The organism is Actinomadura sp. 9N215, from assembly GCF_044326345.1.
In the GTDB taxonomy this organism is placed as follows: domain Bacteria; phylum Actinomycetota; class Actinomycetes; order Streptosporangiales; family Streptosporangiaceae; genus Spirillospora.
The window spans coordinates 228,018-252,847 of the sequence record NZ_JBIRBA010000003.1 but is presented as its reverse complement, the minus strand read 5'-3'; the positions used below and the strand labels follow the sequence as shown (position 1 = coordinate 252,847).

The 24,830-nt window shown below is 71.1% G+C and carries 20 protein-coding genes; 9 read left to right on the top strand and 11 right to left on the bottom strand.

Annotation, left to right across the window (positions count from 1 at the left end; all coding sequences use genetic code 11):
- Position 1: 1 nt before the first annotated feature.
- The 10 genes from ACH34T_RS06565 to ACH34T_RS06520 form a co-directional block, all read right to left on the bottom strand.
- Entirely contained in the window at positions 2-1,465 is a 1,464-nt protein-coding gene (locus ACH34T_RS06565; RefSeq protein ID WP_395991064.1) for a flavin-containing monooxygenase, read from the bottom strand.
- Positions 1,462-2,733: a M20/M25/M40 family metallo-hydrolase gene (locus ACH34T_RS06560; RefSeq protein ID WP_395991063.1), complete on the bottom strand. Its 1,272-nt coding sequence runs from the start codon at positions 2,731-2,733 to the stop codon at positions 1,462-1,464. Before ACH34T_RS06560 ends, ACH34T_RS06565 begins: the two co-directional genes overlap by 4 nt.
- Positions 2,726-3,949 (bottom strand): M20 family metallopeptidase, encoded by a 1,224-nt coding sequence (locus ACH34T_RS06555; RefSeq protein WP_395991062.1) that lies wholly within the window; start codon positions 3,947-3,949, stop codon positions 2,726-2,728. The genes ACH34T_RS06560 and ACH34T_RS06555 overlap by 8 nt, the downstream gene beginning before the upstream one ends.
- A 22-nt stretch (positions 3,950-3,971) precedes the next feature.
- Positions 3,972-5,129, bottom strand: a complete 1,158-nt coding sequence (locus ACH34T_RS06550; RefSeq protein WP_395991061.1) for a GDSL-type esterase/lipase family protein — start codon at positions 5,127-5,129, stop codon at positions 3,972-3,974.
- A 4-nt stretch (positions 5,130-5,133) separates the two neighbouring features.
- Complete coding sequence (locus ACH34T_RS06545) at positions 5,134-6,303, bottom strand: CaiB/BaiF CoA transferase family protein (protein WP_395991060.1); 1,170 nt, start codon at positions 6,301-6,303, stop codon at positions 5,134-5,136.
- Entirely contained in the window at positions 6,300-7,934 is a 1,635-nt protein-coding gene (locus tag ACH34T_RS06540) for a urocanate hydratase (RefSeq protein WP_395991059.1), read from the bottom strand. The genes ACH34T_RS06545 and ACH34T_RS06540 overlap by 4 nt, the downstream gene beginning before the upstream one ends.
- Positions 7,935-7,977: 43 nt before the next feature.
- Positions 7,978-8,565 (bottom strand): PadR family transcriptional regulator, encoded by a 588-nt coding sequence (locus ACH34T_RS06535; protein WP_395991058.1) that lies wholly within the window; start codon positions 8,563-8,565, stop codon positions 7,978-7,980.
- A 74-nt stretch (positions 8,566-8,639) separates the two neighbouring features.
- Complete coding sequence (locus tag ACH34T_RS06530) at positions 8,640-10,283, bottom strand: thiamine pyrophosphate-binding protein (protein WP_395991057.1); 1,644 nt, start codon at positions 10,281-10,283, stop codon at positions 8,640-8,642.
- Positions 10,280-11,731, bottom strand: coding sequence for an aldehyde dehydrogenase family protein (locus ACH34T_RS06525; protein WP_395991056.1), 1,452 nt, complete (start codon positions 11,729-11,731; stop codon positions 10,280-10,282). Before ACH34T_RS06525 ends, ACH34T_RS06530 begins: the two co-directional genes overlap by 4 nt.
- Positions 11,732-11,883: 152 nt before the next feature.
- Positions 11,884-13,158 (bottom strand): PucR family transcriptional regulator, encoded by a 1,275-nt coding sequence (locus ACH34T_RS06520; protein ID WP_395991055.1) that lies wholly within the window; start codon positions 13,156-13,158, stop codon positions 11,884-11,886.
- Between the two features lie 244 nt (positions 13,159-13,402).
- Here ACH34T_RS06520 and ACH34T_RS06515 point away from each other — a divergent pair, with 244 nt between their 5' ends.
- The 9 genes from ACH34T_RS06515 (at position 13,403) to ACH34T_RS06475 (ending at position 24,026) form a co-directional block, all read left to right on the top strand.
- Positions 13,403-14,302 (top strand): ABC transporter permease, encoded by a 900-nt coding sequence (locus ACH34T_RS06515; RefSeq protein WP_395991054.1) that lies wholly within the window; start codon positions 13,403-13,405, stop codon positions 14,300-14,302.
- Complete coding sequence (locus ACH34T_RS06510) at positions 14,299-15,204, top strand: ABC transporter permease (RefSeq protein ID WP_395991053.1); 906 nt, start codon at positions 14,299-14,301, stop codon at positions 15,202-15,204. The genes ACH34T_RS06515 and ACH34T_RS06510 overlap by 4 nt, the downstream gene beginning before the upstream one ends.
- The gene (locus ACH34T_RS06505) at positions 15,201-16,391 is read left to right on the top strand and encodes an ABC transporter ATP-binding protein (RefSeq protein ID WP_395991052.1); all 1,191 of its coding nucleotides are present in this window, start codon (positions 15,201-15,203) and stop codon (positions 16,389-16,391) included. The genes ACH34T_RS06510 and ACH34T_RS06505 overlap by 4 nt, the downstream gene beginning before the upstream one ends.
- An 89-nt stretch (positions 16,392-16,480) precedes the next feature.
- Positions 16,481-17,269, top strand: a complete 789-nt coding sequence (locus ACH34T_RS06500) for an enoyl-CoA hydratase/isomerase family protein (protein ID WP_395991051.1) — start codon at positions 16,481-16,483, stop codon at positions 17,267-17,269.
- Complete coding sequence (locus ACH34T_RS06495) at positions 17,269-19,404, top strand: acetate--CoA ligase family protein (RefSeq protein ID WP_395991050.1); 2,136 nt, start codon at positions 17,269-17,271, stop codon at positions 19,402-19,404. The genes ACH34T_RS06500 and ACH34T_RS06495 overlap by 1 nt, the downstream gene beginning before the upstream one ends.
- Positions 19,404-20,564, top strand: coding sequence for an acyl-CoA dehydrogenase family protein (locus ACH34T_RS06490; protein ID WP_395991049.1), 1,161 nt, complete (start codon positions 19,404-19,406; stop codon positions 20,562-20,564). The genes ACH34T_RS06495 and ACH34T_RS06490 overlap by 1 nt, the downstream gene beginning before the upstream one ends.
- A gap of 43 nt (positions 20,565-20,607) precedes the next feature.
- Positions 20,608-21,705 (top strand): ABC transporter substrate-binding protein, encoded by a 1,098-nt coding sequence (locus ACH34T_RS06485; RefSeq protein WP_395991048.1) that lies wholly within the window; start codon positions 20,608-20,610, stop codon positions 21,703-21,705.
- A 40-nt stretch (positions 21,706-21,745) separates the two neighbouring features.
- On the top strand, positions 21,746-22,540 hold the full coding sequence (locus tag ACH34T_RS06480) for an SDR family oxidoreductase (protein WP_395991384.1): 795 nt from the start codon (positions 21,746-21,748) through the stop codon (positions 22,538-22,540).
- 316 nt (positions 22,541-22,856) lie between these two features.
- A complete protein-coding gene (locus ACH34T_RS06475; RefSeq protein WP_395991047.1) occupies positions 22,857-24,026 on the top strand; it encodes a methyltransferase domain-containing protein in 1,170 nt (389 codons plus the stop codon).
- A gap of 63 nt (positions 24,027-24,089) precedes the next feature.
- Here the strand turns inward: ACH34T_RS06475 and ACH34T_RS06470 are convergent, their stop codons facing one another.
- Positions 24,090-24,734 (bottom strand): MerR family transcriptional regulator, encoded by a 645-nt coding sequence (locus ACH34T_RS06470; RefSeq protein WP_395991046.1) that lies wholly within the window; start codon positions 24,732-24,734, stop codon positions 24,090-24,092.
- Positions 24,735-24,830: the final 96 nt, after the last annotated feature.

Sequence of the window (24,830 nt, the reverse complement as noted above, 5' to 3'; positions counted from 1 at the left end):
GTCAGCGCACTTCGATGAAGCCGACGTAGGGCAGCGTCCTGGTCAGCAGGTAGTACTCGCCGTGCGGCTTCGGCCATTGCGTGACGTTCCGTCCCGACTCGGCGTGGTAGTAGTTCGTGCAGTTCGCCCCCATCGCGGACGCGTGCTTGGCGAGCTGCCGGTCCACCCACCGCACCCACCGCTCCGTCGCGGACGGACGCGTGTCCACGGCACGCAGCCCCTTGCGCCGCATCCGGGCGATCGTCCGCACCGCGACCTCGGCCTGCCGTTCGAGCTGCGCGAGGACGGAGAAGCCGCCGTTCGTGTTGGGCCCGTACAGCATGAAGAAGTTCGGATATCCGGGGACGGTGATGCCGAGAAAGGCCCGCGGGTCGTTCTTCCACGTGTCGTGGATGGAGACGCCTCCGGTGCCGCGCACGTCCAGCGACGCCAGGAACTTCGTCGCGTGGAAACCGGTCGCCATGACCAGGACGTCGATTTCGCGTTCGGTTCCGGTGGCGTCCACGATGCCCTTGGGCGTCACCCGGGTGACCGCGTTCGGGACGAGTTCGACGTTCGGCCGGTTCAGCGCCGGATAGAACCCGCTCGCCAATACCGGACGCTTGCAGCCCCACGGGTAGTCGGGCGTGAGGCGGGCGCGCAGGTCGGGGTCGTCCACCGTCGCCTGAATGTATTCGCGGCAGTGCCGGAGGTTCTGCTGCTGCCGTTTCCCGTTCAGGTCGTATCCCTTGAACATGACCCGGAACTGGTAGAACAGGCGCAGCCGCCGCAGTTTCTGGACGACCGGCAGCCGCCGGAATATCGCCCTTTCCCGCGCCGTGTAGTCGCGTTCGCCCTTCGGCAGGATCCAGCCGGGCTGCCGCTGGAAGACGTACAACTGCTCGACCTGCTCGGCGATGGCGGGGACGATCTGCGTGGCGGTCGAGCCGGTCCCGACGACGGCGACGCGCTTGCCGGTCAGGTCGTGCTCGGGCTCCCAGCGCGCGGTGTGGAACTTGGGGCCCGCGAAGTTGTCCAGGCCGGGCCAGTCGGGGTAGCGGGGCTGGCTGAGCAGGCCGAGCGCGCTGATCACCACGTCGAACCGCTCGGTCTCGCCGGACGCGAGCCGCAGGTCGTAGCGGGTCGCGTCGGCGTCCCAGGTGGCCGACTCGACGCGGACGCCGAAGCGGCAGTGCCGCCGGACGTCGAACCGGTCGACGACGTGCTCGGCGTATTGCTGGAGCTCCGCCTGCCCGGCGTGGGTGCGCGTCCAGTCGTAGGTCAGGAAGGAGAAGGAATAGGCGTGGGACGCGATGTCGACCTCGCAGCCGGGATACCGGTTGTCCCACCAGGTGCCGCCAGGACCGTCCGACTGCTCGAAGACGGTGAAGTTCGTGAGGCCCTTCTTCTTCAGCTTCACCGCGGCGGCGATGCCGCCGAATCCGCAGCCGATGATCGCGACTCTGGGCCCTCGTGCTCGACTCATAGGGATATCAGTCTTTCCATCACTCGCACGCCGAATCTGAGGGAGTCCACGGGGACGCGTTCGTCGACGCCGTGGAACATCGCGGGATAGTCGTAGTCCGGGGGGAACAGCATGGGCGTGAATCCGTACGTCTCCATGCCGAGCGTCCGGAACCATTTGTTGTCGGTGCCGCCGCTGAACACGAACGGCGCGACCTCGCAGCCGGGGCTCACGTCCCGCAGCGCCTCGGTCAGCAGCCCGAACCATTCGCTCTCGTGGTCGGAAAGGACCGACGGGCTGCGCCGCAGCAGCGACACCTCGGTGCCGTCCCCGGCGCCGGACGTGAGGTGCTCGTCCACGCCGTCCTCGTGGCCCGGGACGAAACGGCAGTCGAACCGCGCCCACGCCTCGCCCGGGATGACGTTCTCCTTGTATCCGGCGCCGACCCGCGTGACGTTGACGGTGGTGCGGATCCCGGCGGCGAACATCCGGCCGAACGGGCCGGTCCGCGTGGCCAGCACGTCCGCGACGTCGTCGGGGTCGGTGACGGGCCGTCCGGCGACCCGGGACGCCAGCACCCGCATCGGCTCGGTGATCGTGTACGGCTGCGGCGACGACACCAGCCGCAGCGTCGTCTCCGCGAGCCGCGGGATCGGGTTGTCGTCCGGGAGCATGCTGCCGTGCCCGGCGACGCCCCGCTCCACCACCTCGTACCAGCGCAGACCCTTGTCGGCGACCGACACCGCGAACAACGGCGCGGCAGCGGATACGGGCACGTTGAAGCCGCCGACCTCGCCGATCGCCGCCCCGCACCCCTCGAACAGGTCCGCGTGCTCGGCGACCAGATGCCCGGCGCCGAGCTTCCCGCCGGTCTCCTCGTCGGCGAGGAACGCCAGCACGAGATCGCGGCGCGGGCGGCGGCCCTCGGCGAGCGCGCCGCCGACCGCGGCGAGCGTCATCGCGACCGCGTTCTTCATGTCGACGGCGCCGCGGCCCCAGACGCAGCCGTCCGCGACGTCGCCGCTGAGCGGGTGCCGCGACCAGGCGGCGGCGTCGGCCGGGACGGTGTCGAGATGGCCCTGGATCAGCAGCGCGGACACATCCGGATCGGTGCCCGCGACTCGCGCCACGACGTTCGTCCGTCCCGGCTCCGCCTCGACGACCCGCGGTTCCAGGCCCATCCCCGACAGCAGCGCGGCGACGTACTCGGCCGCCTTCCGCTCCGTCCCGCCGGGGTTGGTCGTGTCGAACCTGATGAGGTCCGAGCAGATCTCGACGACGTCAGGCATCGCCGCCGCCCAGGGTGAGGGCCGCGACGGCGTACGTCCGGACGGCGGCGAGGTAGTCCTCGACGGCGACCCACTCGTCGTCCCAGTAGCAGTCCATCGAGCCGGGGCCGTAGGTGACCGCCTTGATGCCCGACTCCCAGAAGATCGGCGTGTCCGGCCACGCGGGATGCACGTCGTGCGCGGCGGCCTGGCCGGTGCTGTGCCGGTGCGCGGCGGCGACGTTGGCGAGGAGCCGCTCCCCGGACGGCACCCGCAGCGAGCTGCGCGGGTTCTTCAGGCAGGTCGCCTCAAGCTCGACGTCCACCGGGAACTCGGAGAGCCGGTCGACGGCGCGTTCCACGGCCGCGCGGACGTCCCGCAGCACGTCGTCCTGCGTCTGCGTCGCCGGGAACCGGAAGTCGAACGTGATCTCGCAGCGCTCCGGGACGAGGTTGTGCGCCACCCCGCCGGAGATCTGCGCCACGTTGCAGATCTTGACGTCGTCGAGCACCTCCCCGGACTCGCGGGTGATCGGCATCGCCAGCACCTCGCGGACGATCTCCGCCGCCCGCGCGACGGCGTTCACGCCGATGTCGAGCGCCGTGGTGTGGGCGGCCCTGCCGCGCACGGTCACGGTCACGTAGGCGATGCCGCGCTGGCCGGTCAGGACGCGCAGCCCGCTCGGCTCGCAGTTGATCGCGTACGCGCCGCGCAGCCCGTCGCGCAGCGCCTGCCGGGTGCCCTCCCCGCCCTCGAAATGGTTCGGGACCGCGAGGACGACGACGTCGCGCGGCAGCGGCACACCCGACCTGGCCAGCATCGCCGCCGCCATCGTCATCGCGGCCGTCCCGGCCTTCATGTCCGCGACGCCGACGCCGTAGATGCGGCCGCCGTCGATCTCGCCGCCGAACGGGTCCCGCCGCCACGACTGCGACGGCGGATACACCTCCATGTGGCCGTTGAAGATCAGCGCCTCGTCCGGGGCCCGCGAACCGGACGCGCGGGCGAGCACGTTCGGCATCCCGTCCGTGCCCGAGCCGGGCAGCGCCACGTCCAACCCGGCGTCGGCGAGCGGCATCGCGAGATGCTCGGCCGCGGCCGTCAGCGCCTCGCCGTCGCCCCACACGCTGGGGATGCGGAGGAGGTCGCGGAGGAAGGCGACGAGTTCCGGCTCGTGCTGGTCGATGAGGCCGAGCACGCGGGCCGTGTGGTCTTCGGTCGTCGAAATGGTCGTCATCGTGGTCGCCCTTCGGTCGTCATCACGGCTTCCCTCCGTTGGAGGCGCCGTTGGAGGCGCCGCCCAGCTCAGGCCACAGGCCGGACGGGCCGAACACCTGCGCGTGGAAGCGTTCGCCGATGCGGCGGTAGCCGCCGGCGTTCGGGTGGAGGCCGTCGTAGAGGTCGTCCGCGTCGTCGGGGCCGAACAGCGCCCGGCCGTCGAGGTACCGCAGGTGCGGGTCGTGCTCCTCGCGCGCGGCGACGACGTCCTCGATCAGAGCGCGGATCCGGCGGAGGGTCAGGCCGGACGCGTCGCCCGTCGCGTGGTAGCGGCCGGAGTCGTCCTGGACGGTCGGCCCGGCGCGGTCCTCCGCGGTGGGGCAGATGATCGGCGACACGACGAGCAGCGGCGTCCGCGGGTGGCCGTCGCGGACCGTGTCGAGGAACCCGTGCAGCGCCGGGACGAACGTGCGCTCCTTCAGCGAGTCGAGGTTCTGCACGTTGATGCCGACCTTGAGCGTGACGACGTCGGCGGGCACGTCCCGGATCGTGCGGGCGGCGAACGGGTCGAGATGGCAGTTCCCGGCGAACGCCAGCGACGTCAGGTCGAGCCCGGCCTGCCGCGCCACCCACGTCGGCCAGGCGTCGGTCGGCGTCCCCGCCTCCGCGCAGTGGCTGATCGAGCTGCCGTAGTGCACCCAGCGGCGGCCGGGGAGCTTGCCGGGCGCGACGATGCCGTCCGCGCGGAGTTCCCGCAGTTCCACGATCGCGGCCTGTGGCAGCCAGATCTCGACGTCCTTCCAGGACGTGCCGAGCCCCTCGAACCGGATCGTCTCCGGCTTGCCCCGCTCGGTCTCCACGACCTGACCTGCGCGGACGACGGACACGTCGCCGCCGCGCACCTCCTCGGAGATCACCCGGGACCAGCTCGCCACCGCGTCGAACGCGACGGGGAACAGCGGGAAGTAGGCGTTGCGGAAGCGCGTGACGAAGACGTCGAGCTCGACGATGTCGGCCTCGGTGCGGAACACGAGCCGGACGCCCGCGGGCCTCGGCACCATCAGCCGCAGGTACGGGTCGGTGAGCTGCGGACGGGTCCAGGCGGGCAGCCGCCGGGGGATCAGCCCGTTCGGCGTGCGCTCCACGTCGAGGGCGCCCGCGATGGTGACGGGCCCGTTCACGAGGTCGACCTTCAGCACCGTGCTACTCCCTCCGGGCGGGTCCGGACGGGCGGCGCGGCTCCTCGGCGAGCCAGGCCGCCACCAGATGGTCGTGCTCGCCCGGCCTCGGCGCCGGGCGGAACTCCTCGACGGTGCCCGTCGTGCGGACACCGCCCGCGAGCGTGCGGAAGCCGTCCGGCTCATCGCGCACAAGGCCGCGGGCCAGGGCGTGCGGATGCGCCAGCGCCTCCCGGACGCCGAGCACCGGCCCGCACGGCACCCTGGCGGCGGCCAGCCGTTCCAGGACGTTCGCGCGGGTCAGACCGGCGAGCGCCTCCTCGACCTCCGCTTGCAGTTCCGTGCGGTGGCGGCCGCGGTCGGCGTCGGTCGTGTAGCGGTCGTCGGTGAGCCAGCCGGGACGGTCGAGGACGCCCGCGAGCCGGGCGAACAGCGCGTCGCTCGCCACCGCGATCGCGACCGGGCCGTCCTTCGCCTCGAACGTTCCATAGGGCGCGCTGATCGCGTGGTGGCCGCCGGTCGGGTGGACGTCCTCGTCCGTGTGCATCGCCCGCATCGCCACCGACTCCAGGACGGACACCAGGCCGTCGAACATGGAGACGTCGATGTGCTGTCCGCGTCCCGTCCGGTCTCGCTGGTACAGCGCGGACAGCACTGCCACCACGCCGTACAGCGCGGGGACGATGTCGCCGATGCTGACGCCGACGCGCACGCCGGGGCCGCCGTCCGGGCCCGTCACCGACATCAGCCCGGACATCGCCTGCACGATCAGGTCGTAGGCCGGACGGTCGGCGAGCGGCCCCGACTGGCCGAAGCCGCTGATGCTGACCGCGACCAGGGCCGGGTTGAGGCGGAGAAGCTCGTCGGGCGGGAAGCCCAGGCGGCCGAGGACGCCGGGCCGGAAGTTCTCCACCAGGACGTCCGACCGGGCGACCAGCCCGGCGAACCGGTCTTGGTCGTCCGGGTTCTTCAGGTCGAGGGTGATGCCGAGCTTGTTGCGGTTCAGATGGCGGTGGAAGGAGCTGTCGCCGTCCACGAACGGGCCGAAGCGGCGGCCGTCGTCGCCCGCCGGCGACTCGACCTTGATGACCTCCGCGCCCAGGTCGGCGAGCATGCGCGCACACAGCGGCCCGGACAGGACGCGGCTCAGATCCAGGACGCGAACGCCCTCCAACGCGGGCTTCTCCGCGGTCATCCGAACCATCGCAGGCCGCTCGCGCGGACGGCGTCGGCCGCCTCCTCGTATCCGGCGTCCGCGTAGCGCATGATGCCGATGCCGGTGTCGGCGGTGAGCGCCGCCGTGATCCGGTCGTCCGCCGCCGCCGTGCCGTCGGCGATGAGCGTGACCCCGGCGCTCTGCATGTAGCCCGCGTAGCCGCCGCCCCCGGCGTGGATCGCCACGAGGTCGGCGCCCGAACCGGCCGTGAGCAGGGCGTTCAGCAGCGGCCAGTCGGACACGGCGTCCGAGCCGTCCGGCATGTTCTCCGTCTCGCGCAGCGGCTGCGAGACGCCGCCCGCGTCGAGGTGGTCGCGGGTGAACGCGACCGGGCCGCTCAGCTCGCCGCTCCGCACGGCCTCGTTGACCAGCAGCGCGAGCTTCGCCCGCTCCCCGTGCGCGAGCCACGAGATCCGCGACGGCAGCCCGGCCTGCCGCACCCACCGCTGCGCCGTCGGGATCCACCGCTGGACGAGCTGGTTGTCGGGGAACTCCCGCACGACCATCGTGTCGATGAGGTCGAGATCGGCCTGCTCCCCGGACGTCGCCACCCACCGGAACGGGCCGATGCCCCGGCAGAACAGCGGCCGGATGTACTTCTCGATGAAGATCGGGATGCGGAACGCGTCGACGCCGTTCTCCGCCGCCTGCGCCCGCAGGTTGTTGCCGTACTCGAACACGATCGCGCCCGCGTCCTGCCAGGCGAGCATGCACTCCACGTGCGTGGCGATGGAGTCGCGGGCGCGGCGGGTCAGCTCGTCCGGGTCGCTCTCGCGGAGGGCGGCGGCCTCGGCGGGCGTCATGCCGGACGGCACGTACCCGTACATCAGGTCGTGCGCCGCCGTCTGGTCGGTGACGACGTCCGGGACGAGGCCGCGTTCGCGCAGCTCAGGCAGTACGTCGGCGGCGTTGCCGAGCAGCCCGACGGACGCGGCCGTCCGGGACGCGACCGCCTCCCGCACCCACGCGATCGCCTCGTCGATCGACGAGGTGCCGCGTTCCAGATACCCGCTGTCGATGCGCTTCTTGATCCGGTCGGGGTCGACCTCGACGCAGAGCGCGACGCCGTCCGCCATGACGGTGGCGAGGGGCTGCGCGCCGCCCATGCCGCCGAGCCCGGCGGTCACGACGAGCCGTCCGGCCAGGTCGCCGCCGAAATGCGCGTCGGCGACGGCCGTGAGCGTCTGGTACGTCCCCTGGACGATGCCCTGCGACCCGATGTACTGCCAGTCGCCCGCCGTGTACCCGCCCCACGCGATCAGGCCGCGGCGCTCCAGCTCGTAGAAGTGCTCGCTGGTCGCCCACCGTCCGACGAGGTTGCTGTTGGCCATCACGACCAGCGGCGCCCGCGTCCCGGTCGGGAACACCCCGATCGGCTTGCCGGACTGGACGACGAGCGTCTCGTGGTCCTCCAGCGTCAGCAGCGCCTCGGTGACGAGCTTCAGGGCGTTGTGGTCGCGGGCGGCCTTCGCCAGGCCCGCGTACACGATGAGGTCGTCCGGCCGCTCCGCGTGCGTGAGGGTGTTCTCCAGCATCCGCAGGAGCGTCTCCTGGCGCGGGCCCCGGCAGCGCAGCCCGCGTCCTCGGCCGGCGACGTCGGCGATCACCATGTGGGTCCCCTTCTTCTCGCCCGCCTCGGGCGCCGTGGAGTGGTCAATCCCGGTGGCGCCCCTCCTGGCCACCGGGAAGCTGCGTGCGGCCCAGCGCGCCGCGCACGCCCGACTCGCGGACGTCCTGCCAGAACGACAGGCACGCCTCTTCGATCCGTACGCCGAGGACGAGCGGCGCCACCCGCTTCTCCAGGTCGGGGACGGCGACCAGCCGCTCCAGCATCTTCTGGAACTCGTCCAGCCGGCCCTGGTGGTAGCGGACCTGCGCCGCCGCGAGGCGCTCGACCGTCCCGTCGTCGCCGAGCTCGCTGAAGAACAGCTTCAGCTCGGCCTCGTTGCGGACCTGGAAGACCTCGGTCTCCGGCTCGCCGAGCCATTCGCGCAGCACCTCGCGGCCGCGCGGGGTCAGCGAGTACGTCCGGCGGCGGCGCCCACCGGTCTCGGCGGACTCCTCCAGCAGCCCGGCCTCCGCCAGCCGCCGCGGCTCCACGTAGAGCTGGCTGTGCGGGAACGGCCAGAAGTAGCCGATGGAGCGCTCGACGGCCCGCTTGAGCTGGTACGACGAGCTCGGTCCGCGCAGGCCGATCAGCCCCAGCACAAGGTAGGAGCTGGACGAGAGGTTGAGCGCCATGTTGCGAACTGTACCATCCATTATGGACGGTCATCAGGGCACGCTCCTCTCACCATCGGACGTGGCGGACTTGATCAGCCCAGCAGCTGCTGGCGTCCCGCGCGGCGCTTCATCGGGGCCAGCGCCGTCAGGTCGATCTCGATCAGATACGGCCCGGTCTCCTCGACCGAGCGGGCGAACGCGCGGTCGAAGGCGGCGACGTCCGCCACCTTCTCGCCGGGCACGCCCATCGCGGCGGCCAGCGCCGTGAAGTCGGGCGTGTGCAGGTCGACGTCGTTGCGGGCGCCGTCGAACGTCGCGCGCTGGACGTCGCGCAGCACCCCGTACCCGCCGTCGTTGAACACGCAGACCGTGACCGGCGCGCCCGCCTGCGCGAGCGTCGACAGCTCGCCGATCGACAGCATGATGCCGCCGTCGCCGTGGATCACCACCGTGCGCTGCCCGCTGCCGATCGCGGCGCCGATCCCGAGCGGCAGCCCGGGGCCGATCGCGGCGGACGCCGGATGCAGCGACGTCCGCGGCTCCAAGATCGGCAGCAGCCGGTCGCCCCACGCGTACGCGGGGACGGTCGAGTCGCGGACGACCACGCCCGCCCTCGGCAGCGACCGGCGGATCGCCGCGACGATCGCGCGATGGTCCGAACCGAGGGATTCGAGGGAGTTCTCGCGCGCCTCGGCCGCGGCCTTGCGGGCGGACACGGCCCACTCCCCGGTGGCGGCGGTCGTGGACACATGCTCGTCCAGGGCGCGCAACGCCTCGGCCGCATCGCTGTGCAGCGCGACGGCGGGCGGATACGTGCGGCCGAACACGCTCGTGTCGGCGTCGGCGTGGATCAACCGGTCGGTGAGCCGCAGCCGCCACGCGTCGGTCGCGAACTGCTGGAAGCGCGCACCCACGGCGAGGACGACGTCGGCGTCCTCCACGACCTCGCGCAGCGGCGGCGTCGTGGCGAGCGCGCCGAGGCACAGCGGATGGTCTTCGGGCAGCGCGCCGCGTCCCTGCACCGAGGTGACGACGGGGATCTCCAGGCGCTCGACCAGGCGGCGCAGCTCGGGCCAGGCGCCCGCGCTGAGCACGCCGCCGCCCGCCCAGATCAGCGGACGGCGGGCGTCCGCGAGGAGGTCGGCGGCCGCGCGCACCCGGTCGTCGGGCGGGACCGCCTTCGGCAGCGGAGCGGGCTCCGGTACCCGCAGCGACGCGGGGACCAGCGCGTACTGGAGGTCGATCGGGATCTCCACGGCCGTCGGACGCGGCCATCCGCGGCCCGTCTCGCGACCGGCTGCCACGACGATCTCGGCGATGTCCTCGGCGCGGCGCACCGACCACGACTCGCGGGTCAGCGTCCGCAGCATGGTGAGCTGCTGCTCCGCCTCGTGCAGGTAGCCCTTGGACCGGCCCAGGAAACGGCTCTCCACCTGGCCCGTGATGACCAGCACGCGGGAGCCCGCGAACTGCGCCTCGAACAGGCCGCCCATCGTGTTGGCCGTGCCGGGCCCGGTCGACGCGAGGGCCACGCCGAGCCGTCCGGTGGCGCGGGCGTAGCCGTCCGCCGCGTGGACGGCCGCCTGCTCGTGCCGCACGTTCACGACCCTGATGCCGCCGTCGCGGCGGGCCGCGTCCAGGATCGGCAGGTTGTGCACGCTCGCCACGCCGAACAGCGTCTCCACGCCGAGCGCCCGCAACGCCTCGACGACCAGGTCACCGCCCGTACGGCTCATCGGGAACTCGCGGTGTGGCGCTGGATGGCCTTCAGCTCCGTGAACTGGGTGATCCCGAACGCGCCCAGCTCCCGGCCGTACCCGGACTGCTTGAAGCCGCCGAACGGGGCGAGCCCATTGAACGGCGCGCCGTTGATCTCGATGCTGCCCGCCTCCATCCGCTCCGCGAACCGCAGCGCGTGCTCCTCGTCCGCCGACCAGACCGCGCCCGCCAGCCCGTACGGGGTGCCGTTGGCGATCGACACGGCCTCGTCCTCGTCCACGTACGGGATCACCGCGAGCACCGGGCCGAAGACCTCCTGCTGGGCGAGCGCGATGCGCGGGTCGTTCACCGTGAACGCGGTGGGGGAGAAGAAGTAGCCGTCCCGGGGCAGCTCGGCGTCCGGGTAGGACCAGATCGTGCGGGCGCCGTCGACGAGGGCGCGCTCGGTGTGCTCGGTCACCCGGTGCTTCTGGTTCCAGCTGGCGAGGGGGCCGACGTCGGCGTCCGGGTCGCCGGACGGGCCGATCCTGTACGTCGCCATCGCCGCCGCCACCAGCTGCTCCACCTCCGGCAGCGACTGGAACGGGACGAGCAGCCGGGTCAGCGCGGTGCACGTCTGCCCGGTGTTGATCATGACGGTCCGCACAACGCGCTCGACGGCCGCTTCGAGGTCGCCGTCCGGGAGCACGACCGCGGCGGACTTGCCGCCGAGCTCCAGCGTCACCCGCTTGATCGACGCGGCGGCGACCTCGGCGACGCGGCGGCCCGCGCGGGTCGAGCCGGTCAGCGACACCATCGCGGTGCCGGGGTGGCGGGCCAGGTACTCGCCGACGTGCAGCCCGTTGCCGAACAGCACGTTGAACGAGCCGGGCGGCGCGCCCGCCGCGTCGAACGCCTCCGCCAGGATGAACGCGTCCAGCGGCGCGACCTCGCTCGGCTTCAGCACGACCGGGCATCCGGCGGCGAGCGCCGGGCCGATCTTCGCGGCGGTCTGGAGCACCGGGAAGTTCCACGGCGTCATCGCGGCGACCACGCCGATCGGTTCGCGCAGGACGGTCGAGCGGCCGCCGGGCGCCGAGCCGGAGAGCGGCGCGGAGAAGTCCACGTCGGCGACGGCCCGCGCCGTGTTCCGGAACGTTCCGATCGCGGTGCGCACCTGGTAGTTGCCGCAGTGCTTGCGCGGCATGCCCATCTCGCTGGAGATCAGCTCCGCGAGCTCGTCGAGCCGGGTCTCCAGCTGGTCCGCGACGCGTTCCAGGAGCGCGGCGCGCTCCTCGGGCGGCATGGCGCGCATGACGGGACGGGCGCGGGCCGCGGCCTCGACGGCCCGGTCCATGTCCTCGGTCGCCGACTCGCGGACCGTGGCGACGCACTGCCCGGTCGAGGGGTCGATGACGGCGATGACGTCCTCGCCGTGGTTCTCGACCCACTTCCCGTCGATGTAGGTGTCCGCACGATGGTCCATGTCGCTCCGCTCAAAACCAGTCTTAGGGCGATTGGATCGAAGCTTAGAATCATCCGTCCGGAATGGGTTGAGGCTGAGTCACCAAAGAAATCGGGCGGTCATTATGTGCCCGGCACATGGCGGCCATGGCGGGCCATCAAGCGCGCCGCGAGTCAGGCGAACAACCGCGCGCGAAGATCGGTCCTGGCCTCTTCGCGGTCGCGGCGCATCTGGATCGCGTCGTAGGCCATCAGCGCGACATTGAGATCGCCGATGTCGGTGATGCGGCGCATATCCCGTCCGGTCAGCGTGGCGATCTGCCGCAAACGGTAGGCGACCGTGTTCGGATGGACGAGGAGTTCCTCCGCCGTCCGCTGCAGCGCCATATCGCACGTGATGTAGACGCGGAGCGTGTCCAGCAGATGCGGTTTCTCGACGAGCTGCCCGATGCGGGTCTCGATCAGCCGGTTCGACACCCACCGGTTGTGCGCGAGGAGCACTTCGAGGATCACGTCCGTGCACTGGGTGACCTGGCCGCGCTGATCGCGGTAGATGCTGATCTCCAGCGCGGACAGCGCCTGCCTGCAGCTGTGCCCGGCCGCCGACAGCGACTTGCCCGGCTCGCCCGCCGACACGAACAGCGACCGGCCCGGCTCGCCGTCCAGCATCTCGGTCAGCAGCGGGACGAGGCCGGGGCCCGGACGGTCCAGCGGCACCAGCGCGAGCAGCACGCCGCGCCGCTCCCGCAGGAGGATCTCGCGGCGCGGGTCGTGCCGCCACAGCACCTCCATGACCCGGCGGCGGACCCGCGCCCACTGCTGCGCCGTCGGCGCCGGCTCGTGGTAGGCCGCGACCGCGCGGAACGGCTGGTGCGGGTTGATGTTCAGCATCCTGGCCTGGTCGTTCACCGTGCTCGCGTCGACCGCGGGCCCGGCGATCAGGCAGCTCAGCAGGTCGGTGCTGACCCGGGCCTGCCAGCCCGCCAGCTCGTTGTAGGTGGTGGTGAACGACTCCAGCTCGCGGGTGCAGAGCACGTCGAACAGCTCGGAGAGGCGTCCGAGGATCGTGCGGACGTCGTCCATCGAGATCCCGTCGGGGCCCGTGCCCGCGTGCGCCAGGACGTGGTCGGTGACGACCCGTTCCAGCAGCCGCAGCCACTCGACCGCCTCCACCACGGACCGGCCCTGGAGCGCGACGCGCGAGCCGCGCGCGGACGGCAGCTCGCCGATCGGCCCGTCCCCGGAGAGGCCGGACGCGCACACGCCGATGACGTTCACCGCCATGTCGAACGCCTCGACGGGCGCCTGCCGGTCGACGGATCCGGATTCGGCGGCCGAGACGTACTGCCGGACGAATTCGTTCGCGAGTGCCGTGGACGCGGATTCGAGTTTTCGGGCCACGGTCGCCGGCGACCCGGCGACGGCGGCGGACGTGTCGGATGGTGCCATGATCACCCCCAGCCCGGTGGCCAGGAGCGATCTTCCGGACGCGCCTGACCCAAGTTGTGGAGATGTATCACGCTATTTCATCCCACGTCAACGGCATGGTCGCCGAGGTGGGCCATCCGGAAGGCGGCGGACTGTGTCGCCCACACAGGCGCCCTCAGCGAGTTTTGTGACCCGGCCCTCATGACATATGGCGGGCCGTAACCGTTGACTGTGTCGACATGCGGCAACGGAGGGATGGTGGATCGTGACGGCGAGTACCTCCGCGACGAGGCTGCCACCGGCCGGTGACGTCCCCGTCGCGCCCCCGCCTGGACGGCGGCGGCCACGGCGGCTCGACTTCGTCACCATGGCGCTCGGCCTGCCGGTCGCCTTCATGGCGATCGTGTACGCCTATCCGGTCGGCGCGATGCTGCTCAAGAGCTTCACCGAGCCGAAGCCGGGCTTCGGGAACTTCCGCAAGGCGTTCACCGACGACGCCATCTGGGACGTCCTGGTGATAACCGTCCGGCTGTCCGCCGAAGTGGCCGTGCTGACCGTCGTACTCGGCTTTCCGGTGGCCTATTTCCTGGCCCGGACGTCGAAACGCAAAGCGCGTTTCCTCGTGCTACTCGTCGTCGTCCCGTTCTGGACGAGCATTCTCGTGCGCTCCTTCTCCTGGATCGTCCTGCTCGGCGACAACGGGCTGGTGACCAAGATCCTGGAACCGATCACCGGCGACTCGCAGGGAATGCTCTACAGTGAGAGCGCCGTGATCATCGCGATGACGCATATTCTGCTGCCGTTCCCCATTCTCATCATCAAGGGGACGCTCGACCAGATCGACTCCTCGCTGCCGCCCGCCGCGCGCTCGCTCGGCGCCGGGCCGGTCCGCGCCTTCGCGCACGTGTACCTGCCGCTGGCGGTGCCGGCCATCGTCAGCAGCGGGATGCTCGTGTTCGTCATCGCGCTCGGCTTCTACGTCACGCCGGCGCTGGTCGGCGGGCCGAAGCAGAGCACGATCGCCGTGGTCATCGCGGAGGCCGTCCAGGTCAACTTCGACTGGGGGATGGCCGCGACGCTCGCGACGATCCTGCTGGTGGTCGCCACCGCGCTGACGATGATCGTGCGGCGGCTGACCAAGGTGAAGGGCCTGGTGGCGCTGTGAGCACCGTGGACATGACCGCGCCGCGGAACGGCGGCGGCGAGGCGGCCACCAGGCCGGCGCCCCCGCCCGGCTCCCGCCGGCGCGGCAGGCGATCGCCCGCGACGCCCGTCGAACGGGCGCTGGGCTGGGGCCTGCGGATCATGGTCGCGCTGGTCCTCGGCTTCCTCGTGACGCCGATCGTGATCGTCGTCCTGGAGTCGTTCAACAGCGTCGACTACCTGTCCTTCCCGCTCGAAGGCTGGTCGCTGACCCACTACCGGAAGTTCTTCGCCGACTCCGCGTGGGTGGACGCTTCCCTGCTCAGCGCGAAGATCGCGCTGCTGGCCGCGCTGATCGCGACGGTCGTCGGCACGGTCGCCGCGTGGGGTCTCGCCCGCAGCAACGCCCGCGGGAAGGGCTTCGTCTTCGCGCTGCTCTACTCGCCGCTGCTGATCCCGATCATCGTGCTGGCGATGAGCTACTACTTCACCTTCGCCGACCTGAAGGTGATCGGGCACTGGCAGCTGATCTCCGTCGCGTACTCCGTGATGGGCATCCCGTACGTCCTCGTCGCGGTGTCGAACGCGCTGCAGCAGTTCGACCCCGAGCTGGAGAACGCCGCCCGGACGCTCGGCGCCGGCATGACCCGGACCCTGCTGCGGATCACGCTGCCGTCGCTGACCTCGGCGATCTCGGCGGGCGCGCTGTTCGCGTTCGTGATCGCCTTCGACGAAGCGGTGATCATCCTCTTCGTGTCCGGCAGCGGCTCCGTGACGCTCCCGCGCAAGCTGTGGGACAGCGTCCGCTACGACCTCACGCCCACGCTCGCGGTCGCGGGCACGATCCTCATCGCCGTGTGCGTCGGGCTGTTCCTCCTGTCCGAGCTGATCAAGACCCTTCGTGAACGGCGGGAGCGCCGATGACCGAGCAAGCGCCGATGACCGATCAGGGCCGCGCCGCCCCCGCGGCCGACGAACGTCCCGCCAAGGGGCCCGCCGGACGGGACGACGCCGATCCCGCGAAGGCCGGGCAGGTCGTCTTCGACGGCATCCACAAGTGGTACGGCGACGCGCCCGCCGTCCACGACTTCAACCTCGCGGTCGCGAAGGGCGAGTTCGTCACGCTGCTCGGCCCGAGCGGCTCCGGGAAGACGACCAGCCTGCGCATCCTCGCGGGCCTCGAAGCGGCCACCGCCGGTGAGGTCTACCTGGCCGGACGCGCCGTCACCGACGACGTTCCGGAAAAGCGGAACATCGGCCTGGTGTTCCAGAACTACGCGCTGTTCCCGCACATGACCGTGGCGCAGAACATCGCGTTCCCGCTGCGGATGCGCCGGATGAAGAAGCCGGACGCGCAGCGCGAGATCGACCGGGTGCTGGCGATGACGCAGCTCGCCGAGTACCGCGACCGCTACCCGCGGCAGCTGTCCGGCGGGCAGCAGCAGCGCGTCGCGCTCGCCCGCGCGTTCGTCTTCGACCCCAGCGTGCTGCTGATGGACGAGCCGCTCGGCGCCCTCGACCGCAACCTGCGCGACCACATGCGTCTGGAGCTGAAGAACCTCCAGCGGCGGATCGGCGCGACCGTCCTGTACGTCACCCACGACCAGGACGAGGCCCTGGCCCTCTCCGACCGGATCGGGGTCATGCACCGGGGCGTCCTGCAGCAGACCGCGCCGCCGGACGAGCTGTACGAGGAACCCGTCAACTCGTTCGTCGCGAAGTTCCTCGGCCAGTCGATCTGCCTGCCCGCCAGGCGGGTGGACGGCGACGCCCGGCACACCGTCGTGGAGGTCGAGGGGCTCGCCGGACGGATCATGGTCGACAAGGCCAACGACGTCGCGGCGGATCCCGCGGGCGAGTTCATGATCCGTCCCGAGCGGGTCCGGATCGGCGCGGACAAGCCGGACGCCGCCGAACGCAACGCCGTGGCGTGCACCGTCGCCGCGCACGTCTACCTCGGCCCGCAGATCGAGGTGCACCTGCGCACCGCCGAGGGCGCCGAGCTGCAGGTGGTGGTGCCGTCCGAGGCGCGGGCCGACTACACCGAGGGCTCGTCGCACTGGCTGAGCTGGGGCGCGGCCGACTGCCGCTTCCTGGCCCACGTGGCCTGACCCGCACAACTGGACCTGGACACAGCCTCCCGCCACGACCTCGGTTCGTCATGCCTCCGATCCGCACGGATCCGCACGGAAGGGAAGCGATGGAACTCCCGGCACTCAAGTGCTGCACCTGGCACATGGACGGCGACGTCGGTGTGCTCACCCTGAACCGGCCCGAACGGCTCAACGCGATCTCCAACACCGACATCGACGAGCTGGACCGCGTCATCATGCGGGCGGGCAAGGAGCCGGACGTCCGCGCCATGGTGATCACCGGTGCGGGGCGCGGCTTCTGCTCCGGCGCGGACGTCAAGGAGTGGGCCGCGCGCGCCGACGCGGACGAGGAGTCGTGGCCGGCGAAGATGCACCGCACGATCGCGCGGCTCTACTGGCTGCCGATCCCGGTGATCGCGGCGGTGAACGGCGTCGCGGCCGGGTCCGGGTTCGACATCGCGCTCACCGCCGACATGCGGTTCGGGTCGACGGCCGCCCGGTTCGGCCAGGTGTACGCGCAGCGCGGCATCTGCCCCGACGCGGGCGGCTCCTTCCTGCTGCCCCGCGTCGTCGGGGAGGCCCGCGCGTCCGAGCTGATCTACACCGGCCGGATCATCGACGCGGACGAGGCGCTCCGCATCGGCGTGGTCTCCGAGGTCGTCCCGCCGGGGACGCTCATGGAACGCGCGCTGGAGCAGGCGCGGATCTTCGCCGCCGGGCCGACCATCGCGATCGGCGAGGCGAAGCGGAACATCCGCGCGGGCCACACGCTGTCCATCGAGGAGGCGCTGCGGAACGAGCAGCGCGGCGCCCGGATCTGCGTCCCCACCGAGGACAAGGCCGAGGGCCTCGCCGCCGCGATCGAGAAGCGCAGCCCCGTCTTCGTGGGGCGATGATGACCACCACCCAGGCCGCCTCCGCCCGGACGCCGGAAGGGCACCGGCTCGACCGGCTGTTCCGTCCGGCGAGCGTCGCGGTCGTCGGCGCGTCCCCGAAGGGCGGGTACGGGCTGCGGACGCTGCGGAACATGCGCGGCGTCGGTTTCACCGGACGGCTGTACGCCGTCCACCCGACCCACACCGAGGTCGGCGGGGTGCGCGCGTACCCGTCGCTGAGCGACCTGCCCGAGGTGCCGGACGCGGTCGCCGCCGCGATCCCGGCGCCCGGCGTCCCGGCGCTGGCGGCGGAGGCGGCCGGGCTCGGCGCGGGCGGCATGGTCGTGTTCGGCGCCGGGTTCGCCGAGCGGGACGCCGAGGGCCGCCGCCGCCAGGACGAGCTCGTCGCCGCCGCGGGCGACAGGCTCCCGCTGATCGGGCCGAACTGCCTGGGTTTCGCCAGCTACCGGGGCCACGCCGCGCTCTGGGGCATCGAGATGCCGTACGTCCACGCGGACGCCGACGGGGTCGTCGCCCTGGCCGCGCAGAGCGGCAACATGGCCCTGACGACGATGCTGTCCGGCCGCCTGCCCGCCGTCGCCTACGGGGTGTCGGCCGGGAACCAGGCCGTCTGCGATCTGGCCGACTGCCTGGCGTACTTCCTCACCGACCCCGGCGTGAAGGTCGTCTGCCTGGTCATGGAGGGCCTGGCCGACCCGCCGAGGTTCCGCGCGCTGGCGGAGCGGGCCGCGGCGCTCGACGTGTCCGTGGTCGTGCTGAAGATGGGCCGGTCGGCGGTCGGCGAGGCCGCGACGGTCGCGCACACCGGCACGCTCGCCGGACGGGACGCGTCCTACGACGCGCTGTTCCGGCAGACCGGCGTGCACCGCGTCCACGACCTGGACGAGCTGATCGCGCTCGCCACGCTGCTGGCCGCCCCGCGCAGGCCGCGCGGCGGCTCCGTCGGGTTCTTCGCCAGCTCGGGCGGCGAATGCGGCCTGATCGCCGACCTCGCCGACGACGCCGGCGTGCCGCTCGCCGAGCTGGACGCCGCCGCAGAGTCCGCGCTGGCCGCCGTCCTGCCCCCGTACATGTCGGTGCACAACCCGCTCGACCTGGGCGCGAACGCCTGGGGCGACCAGGACGTGTACCGCGCCGCCGCCCGCGCGATCGGCGAATGCCCGGCCGTCGACGTCGTCGCGTTCGCCGGCGACGCCCCCGCGCACGCCGACCCGCTGGACGAGATCGGCTGGACGGAGATGATCGGCGGCGCCGGTGAGGCCGCCGCCGACCTGGACGTCCCCGTCGTCATGGTGACGACCACCACCGACCTCGTCCCCGGCCTGACCGACCTGGCCAGGCGGAACGGCGTCGTCCTCCTCGCCGGGACACGCCCTGCCCTCCGCGCCATCGCGCTCGCCGGCGAGCCGCGTCCGCCGGCGAGCGCGATGCCCATTCAGGGAGCGCCCACGGACCCGGACGTCCGCCGGCGGGCCGCCGAGATCCTGACCGGTGGGGACGGCATGCTGTCCGAGGCCGAGGCGAAGAAGCTGCTGTCGGTCTACGGCGTGGCGTCGCCCCCCGGCGAGGTCGCCGCGGACGCCGACGCCGCCGCCGAGGCGGCCGCCCGGATCGGCTACCCGGTGGTCTGCAAGGCCCACGCCGCGGGCCTCGCTCACAAATCCGACATAGGCGGCGTCGAGGTGGGCCTGGCCGACGAGCAGGCGGTCCGCGACGCCGTCCACCGCATCCTGAAGCGCACCGCGGCGACCGAGGTATTCGTCGAGAGAATGGCGGACCCGGGCGTAGAGCTGATCGTCGGTGGCCGCAACGACGCGGCCGGTTCGCTGGTCGTCATCGGCGCGGGCGGCGTCCTGACCGAACTGCTCGACGACGCGGCGGGTCTGCTCTGGCCGTTCGGCCGCGACGACGTCCGCGCCGTGCTGCGCAGCTTGAAGATCGGCGCCCTGCTCGGCGGACTCCGCGGCGCCCCGCCCGCCGACCTCGACGCGCTCGCCGACACGGCGATCAAGATCGGGCGGCTGCTGGCCGACTTCCCGGAGATCGCCGAGCTCGACGTCAACCCGCTGCTGTGCCGCCCCGGCGGCTGCGTCGCACTGGACGCGCTGGTCGTCCCCGGCAGGAAAGGAAACTGATGGACTTCGCGATTCCCGACCACCTCGTGGAATTCCGCGAGACGGTCCGCCGGTTCGCCGAGACCGAACTGATCCCGCACGAGGACTATGTCGAGGAGCACGACGGCCTCCCCGAGGACGTCGAGCGGCGCATCCGCGAAAGGGCCGTCGTCATCGGCCTGAATTCGATGGGCATGCCCGAGGACATCGGCGGCGGCGGAATGGACGTCCTCAGCCAGGTCCTCGTCACCGAGGAACTGTTCCGCGCGGCCGGAGGCGTCGCCGAGGTCGTCCCGACCACGCCCAGCGTCCTCCGCGCCTGCAACGAAGAACAGCGCGAGCGCTTCCTCATCCCCTGCGTCCGCGGCGACATCCAATGGTGTTTCGCGCTCACCGAACCCGACACCGGATCGGACGCGGCCGGAATCCGCACCCGCGCGGAACTCCGCGACGGCTCCTGGGTCATCAACGGCCGCAAACGGTTCATCAGCCACGGCGACACCGCCGACTTCGCCATCGTCTTCGCGCTCACCCACCCCGACCGCGACGAGGACCGCATCACCGCATTCCTCGTCGAGAAGGGCACGCCCGGGTTCAGCGTGGGTCAACTCCACAAAACAATGGGACATCGCGGCTACCGCCAGGCGGAACTGGTATTCGACGACTGCGCCGTCCCGGAGACGAACGTGCTCGGCGAGCCCGGCCGCGGCTTCAGCCTCGGCCACGGGGCCCTCAGCGCCGGACGAATCATGACCGCCGCGCGCTGCCTGGGCCCGATGGCCCGGCTCATCGACGACGGGACCGAATGGGCGAAACAGCGCGTCCAGTTCGGCCGCCCTATCGCCGACTACCAGGCCATCCAGTTCATGCTGGCCGACTGCGCCACCGATCTGCACGCGTCCCGCCTGATGACGTACGAGGCGGCATGGTCGGCCGACAACGGCGCTGCGCCAAAGATCGTGCACGCCAAGTCGGCCGCTGCGAAACTGTTCGCCACCGAGGCGCTCGGCCGCGTCGCCGACCGGGTGCTGCAGATCTTCGGCGGCACCGGCTACATGAACGAGACGTACGTCGAACGCGCCTACCGCAACGCCCGGATCGAACGCATCTGGGAAGGCACGTCCGAGATCCAGCGCATCATCATCGCCCGCAACCTGCTCAAGCGAGGAATGTTCCGCTGAGGCACCCGACCCCCGCCGCCCACCCCGAAAAAGGACACAACCCATGAAGATCGGAAGATCACAGAGTTACCCGGCGTCCCGCCGCGACGTGCTGCGCGGCGGCGTCCTGCTCGCGGGCGGCCTCGCCGCCGCCCCGCTGCTCAGCGCCTGCGGCGGCTCCGGCGGGGGCGGCGACAGCAAGAAGGTCGTCGTCGCCGACTGGGGCGGCGCGCTCGTCGAGGCGGAGAAGAAGTACATCTTCGAGCCGTTCAGCAAGGAGACCGGAATCGAGGTCGTGGTGGCCGGACCGCCGACCCCCGCCAAGATCAAGGCGATGGTCGAGACCGGCAACATCGAATGGGACCTGATCGCCGGCGGCCCCAGCACGGTCCTGCCCATCGGACGCAAATACTTCGAGACGCTGCCGGACAAGCTGCTCAACATTCCCGGCATTGACCCGTCCTACGTGGACAAGAACTGGCTCACCTACTACCTGTTCTCGATCGTCATGGCCTGGAACACCGCGGCGATCGGGTCCGGCAAGAAGATGACGAGCTGGGGCGACTTCTGGGACACCGGCAAATTCCCCGGCCGCCGTTCCCTCCGCGGCGCCGACAACGGCGTCCCGCCTGACATGGAGTTCGCGGTCCTCGGCGACGGCGTCGACATGAGGGCGGTGTACCCGATCGACGTCGACCGTGCGTTCCGCAGCTTCGACAAGCTCAAGTCGAACGTGCCGCAATGGTGGACGTCCGGCGCCCAGCCCGGCCAGATGCTCGTCAGCAAGCAGGTCGCCGCGACCAGCATCTTCTCCGGTCGCATCGGCGAACTGAAGAAGAAGGGCGCCCCGCTCGACTTCACCTGGAACGGCGGAATGTTCCAGCTCGCCGCCTGGTCGGTCGTCAAGGACGCGCCGAACAAGGAGAACGCCTTCAAGCTGATGGAGTTCTCCGTCCGGCCCGACATCCAGGCGAGCGTCTGGAGCAAGTACCCGAACGGCCCGTCGAACGCCAAGGCCCTCGACCTGATGGACAAGGAGTTCGCGAAGACGCTGCCCTCCCACCCGCAGAACGTGGAGGTGCAGTTCCTGCAGGACGCCGAATGGTGGGGCAAGAACCGCGACGCCGTCCTGAAGCGCTTCCAGGAATTCGCGAAGTCCTGAGACCGTCCCCGACGCACCCGAGGAGAACGCAGTGGAATCAATGGCAGGCCGCGCCTACCTGGTCACCGGAGGCGGCACCGGCATAGGCGCGGCCACCGCCCTCCATCTCACCGCCCTCGGCGCGTCGGTGACCGTGATCGGACGCCGCGCGGAACCATTGGAGAAAGTCGCGGCCGAGGTGAAGCGCCAGGGCGGCAACGCCCTGGCGCACACCACGGACGTCCGCGATCCCGCCGCCGTAGAAGCAGCCGTAGACGCCACCATGAACCACTTCGGCCGAATAGACGGCCTGGTCAACAACGCCGCCGGAAACTTCGTGACCCCCGCAGAAAAACTGTCACCAAACGGCTGGCGCGCAGTGGTGGACATCGTCCTCAACGGCACCTGGAACTGCACATCCGCCGTGGCCCGCCGCCTCATCGACGCCAACCACCCCGGCTCCATCGTCAGCGTCATCGCCACCTACGCCTGGACGGGCCACCCCGGCACCGTCCACAGCGCCGCCGCCAAAGCGGGCGTAGTAGCCATGACCCGCACCCTGGCCGTCGAATGGGCCCGCCACAACATCCGCCTGAACTGCATAGCCCCCGGCCCAACCGAAACAGAAGGCGCCGGCAACGCCCTCTGGGCGACCCCAGAAGACCGAGCCCGCGTCCTCGCCTCGGTCCCCCTGAACCGCTTCGCCACCGCCCCCGAGGTAGGCGACCTGATCGCCCTCCTCCTAAGCGACCGAGCAGCCTACATAACCGGCACAACCCTCACCGCAGACGGCGCCCAATCCCTAGGCCCCCAAATCTACGGCCCACCCGTAAACGCCACAAACACCGCCGGCTAACTCCTTAACGGCCGCCCCACCCATTCGGCCGTCACCACCGATTCAGCGTGGGATGCGCGAGCGGTATCCAGACGACGCGAGAGTTCACCGAGCAACTCCGCGAGCTCCAACGTCCTCCAACAGGCTGACCTCCAGGGTGGGCCCTGCGATGCACCGGCGCCCGTCCTCCGACGGCGGCGACGGGCTTCGGCCCGCCTGCGGAAACGGAGGTCGGAGGTGGTCGTCCGGGTTGGAGCCTACGCTGAGGCTCATGGCGAGTTCTGACGCCCGGATGAGCGATCGTTGGCGGCTGCTGCTGCGGGAGGTGCCGCGTCACTTGTTCGTCCCTGACGTCGCCGTCATCGGTCCGGTCATGGACGATCCCAGATCGTGGATCGACCGGGCGGCCGACCCGGACCGCTGGTGGGAGGTCGTGCACAGCGACACCGCGATCGGCGTCCAGCTCGATGACGGCGCGATCGATCTTGGGGTGCAGACCGGCGCCGATCCCTGCGCGGTCGCCACCAGCTCGACGTCCGCCCCGCACCTGGTCGCCGCGATGCTGGACCTCCTCGAGGCTGGCCCCGGGAACCGGGTGCTGGAGGTGGGGACGGGGACCGGGTGGACGGCGGCTCTGCTGGCACGCCGGGCCGGTGCGGCCTCCGTCGTGAGCGTGGAGGTCGATGCCGCCGTCGCCGAGCAGGCGGCGGCGAACCTGAGGTCCGCCGGGATCGGTGTCCGCGTGATCACCGCCGACGGGACACGGGGCTGGCCGGCGGCGGCGCCCTATGACCGGGTGCACGTCACAGTCGGGGCGGCCGACATTCCGTACGCGTGGGTGGAGCAGACACGCCCTGGCGGTGTGATCGTGCTGCCGTGGATGCCCGGCTGGAGATCGGGCCACCTGGTCAAGCTCACCGTTGCCGATGACGGGACGGCAACCGGCCCGATCGGTGAGCCATGCGGGTTCATGCTGCTGCGCGATCAGCGCAGGCCACCCGGGCCGGTCGAGGGGGACAAGCGGCGGTCGCGTGCCGTGGTGACGCCACGCGAGGTCGCCGAGGCCGGGGAAGGGTTCGAGATCGCCATGGCCGGATTCATGCCCGGAGTGGAGGGCGGCGGATTCGACAATGACGACGGCTCCTATCGGCTCACCGCGCGCAGCGGCGATTCTCGCGCCCTGGTCGTCCACCGCCCCGGGGAAGCGGCGGCGCAGGTCGAGCAGATCGGCCCGCGGGATCTGTGGGATGAGATCGTTGCCTCTTATCGGCGTTGGACCACGTGGGGACGGCCAGGCAGCGAACGTTTTGGCCTGTCGGTGACGCACGACGGTACACAGTTATGGCTTGATCGCCCCAATTCGCGGGTGCAAGCTCCCGTCATGGGCAAGCACGGAAAAGGCGAAGATTGCTCGATGTGCAATGGGTCGGGAAAACAGACCTACAACGTGGACAACAAGACCGAGACGCGGAATTGCCCTGGGTGCAGAGGGAGCGGCAAAGTCTGAACCGTCCTACCCGGTGGTGGGGATCGGGTTCTGTGAGCATCATGCCGCTGACCGACGAGCGGCTCACTGACCGCCTCGGTGCAATTGGGCTCGGTGGTGGCGTTGTTGGCAGGCGCGGGAGCAGTAGCGGCGGCGTCGGCCCGTTGCCGGTTGGGTCAGTGGGTTTGCGCAGACGGCGCAGCGGCTCGTCGGGGTCGCGGTTTCGTCACGTGGTGGGCTTGTTTCGTCACGCCGTGCGCGGGGCGAGGGGCGGTGTGGCAGCGACTGGGTTGCGGTCACGAGGGGCTGTGTCGCGACGGAACCGCGCGGGGTGTGGTTCTTCAACTCGTCGTCGAGGTGGGTGCATTCGGCGACGATGTCGTCGTCTGGGCATTCCAGGAGGATCAGCAGGTATTCGTGGGCCCGCTGTAGTTCTTTGATCTTCTCCTCGATCTGTTCGGTGTGTTGCTTCACGGTGCTTCTCCAGCGCTGGTTCGAGCTGGTGCCGGACGTCACCACGGATGTCTGTTCGAGGGACATCGCTCCGGTCACGCAGCACAGGTAGGCGAGGCCGATGCGGCGCAGTTCGGTTTCGGTGTAGACGCGGCGGCCGTTGACGCGCGGCGGCTCGGGGAGCACCCGTTGCGACTCCCACCATCGCAACGTCGATGGGGCCAGGCCGTAGAGGGCCGCCGCCTTGCCGATCGAGACGCCGAGTGGATCACTCATGGTCGTCAGTTGACATCAAGTCGCCTTGAAGAATCAAGATGGGGGACGAGGTTAGGCATGCCTAAGTTCTGTGTGCCGTCGGGCAGTCGGCGGCCG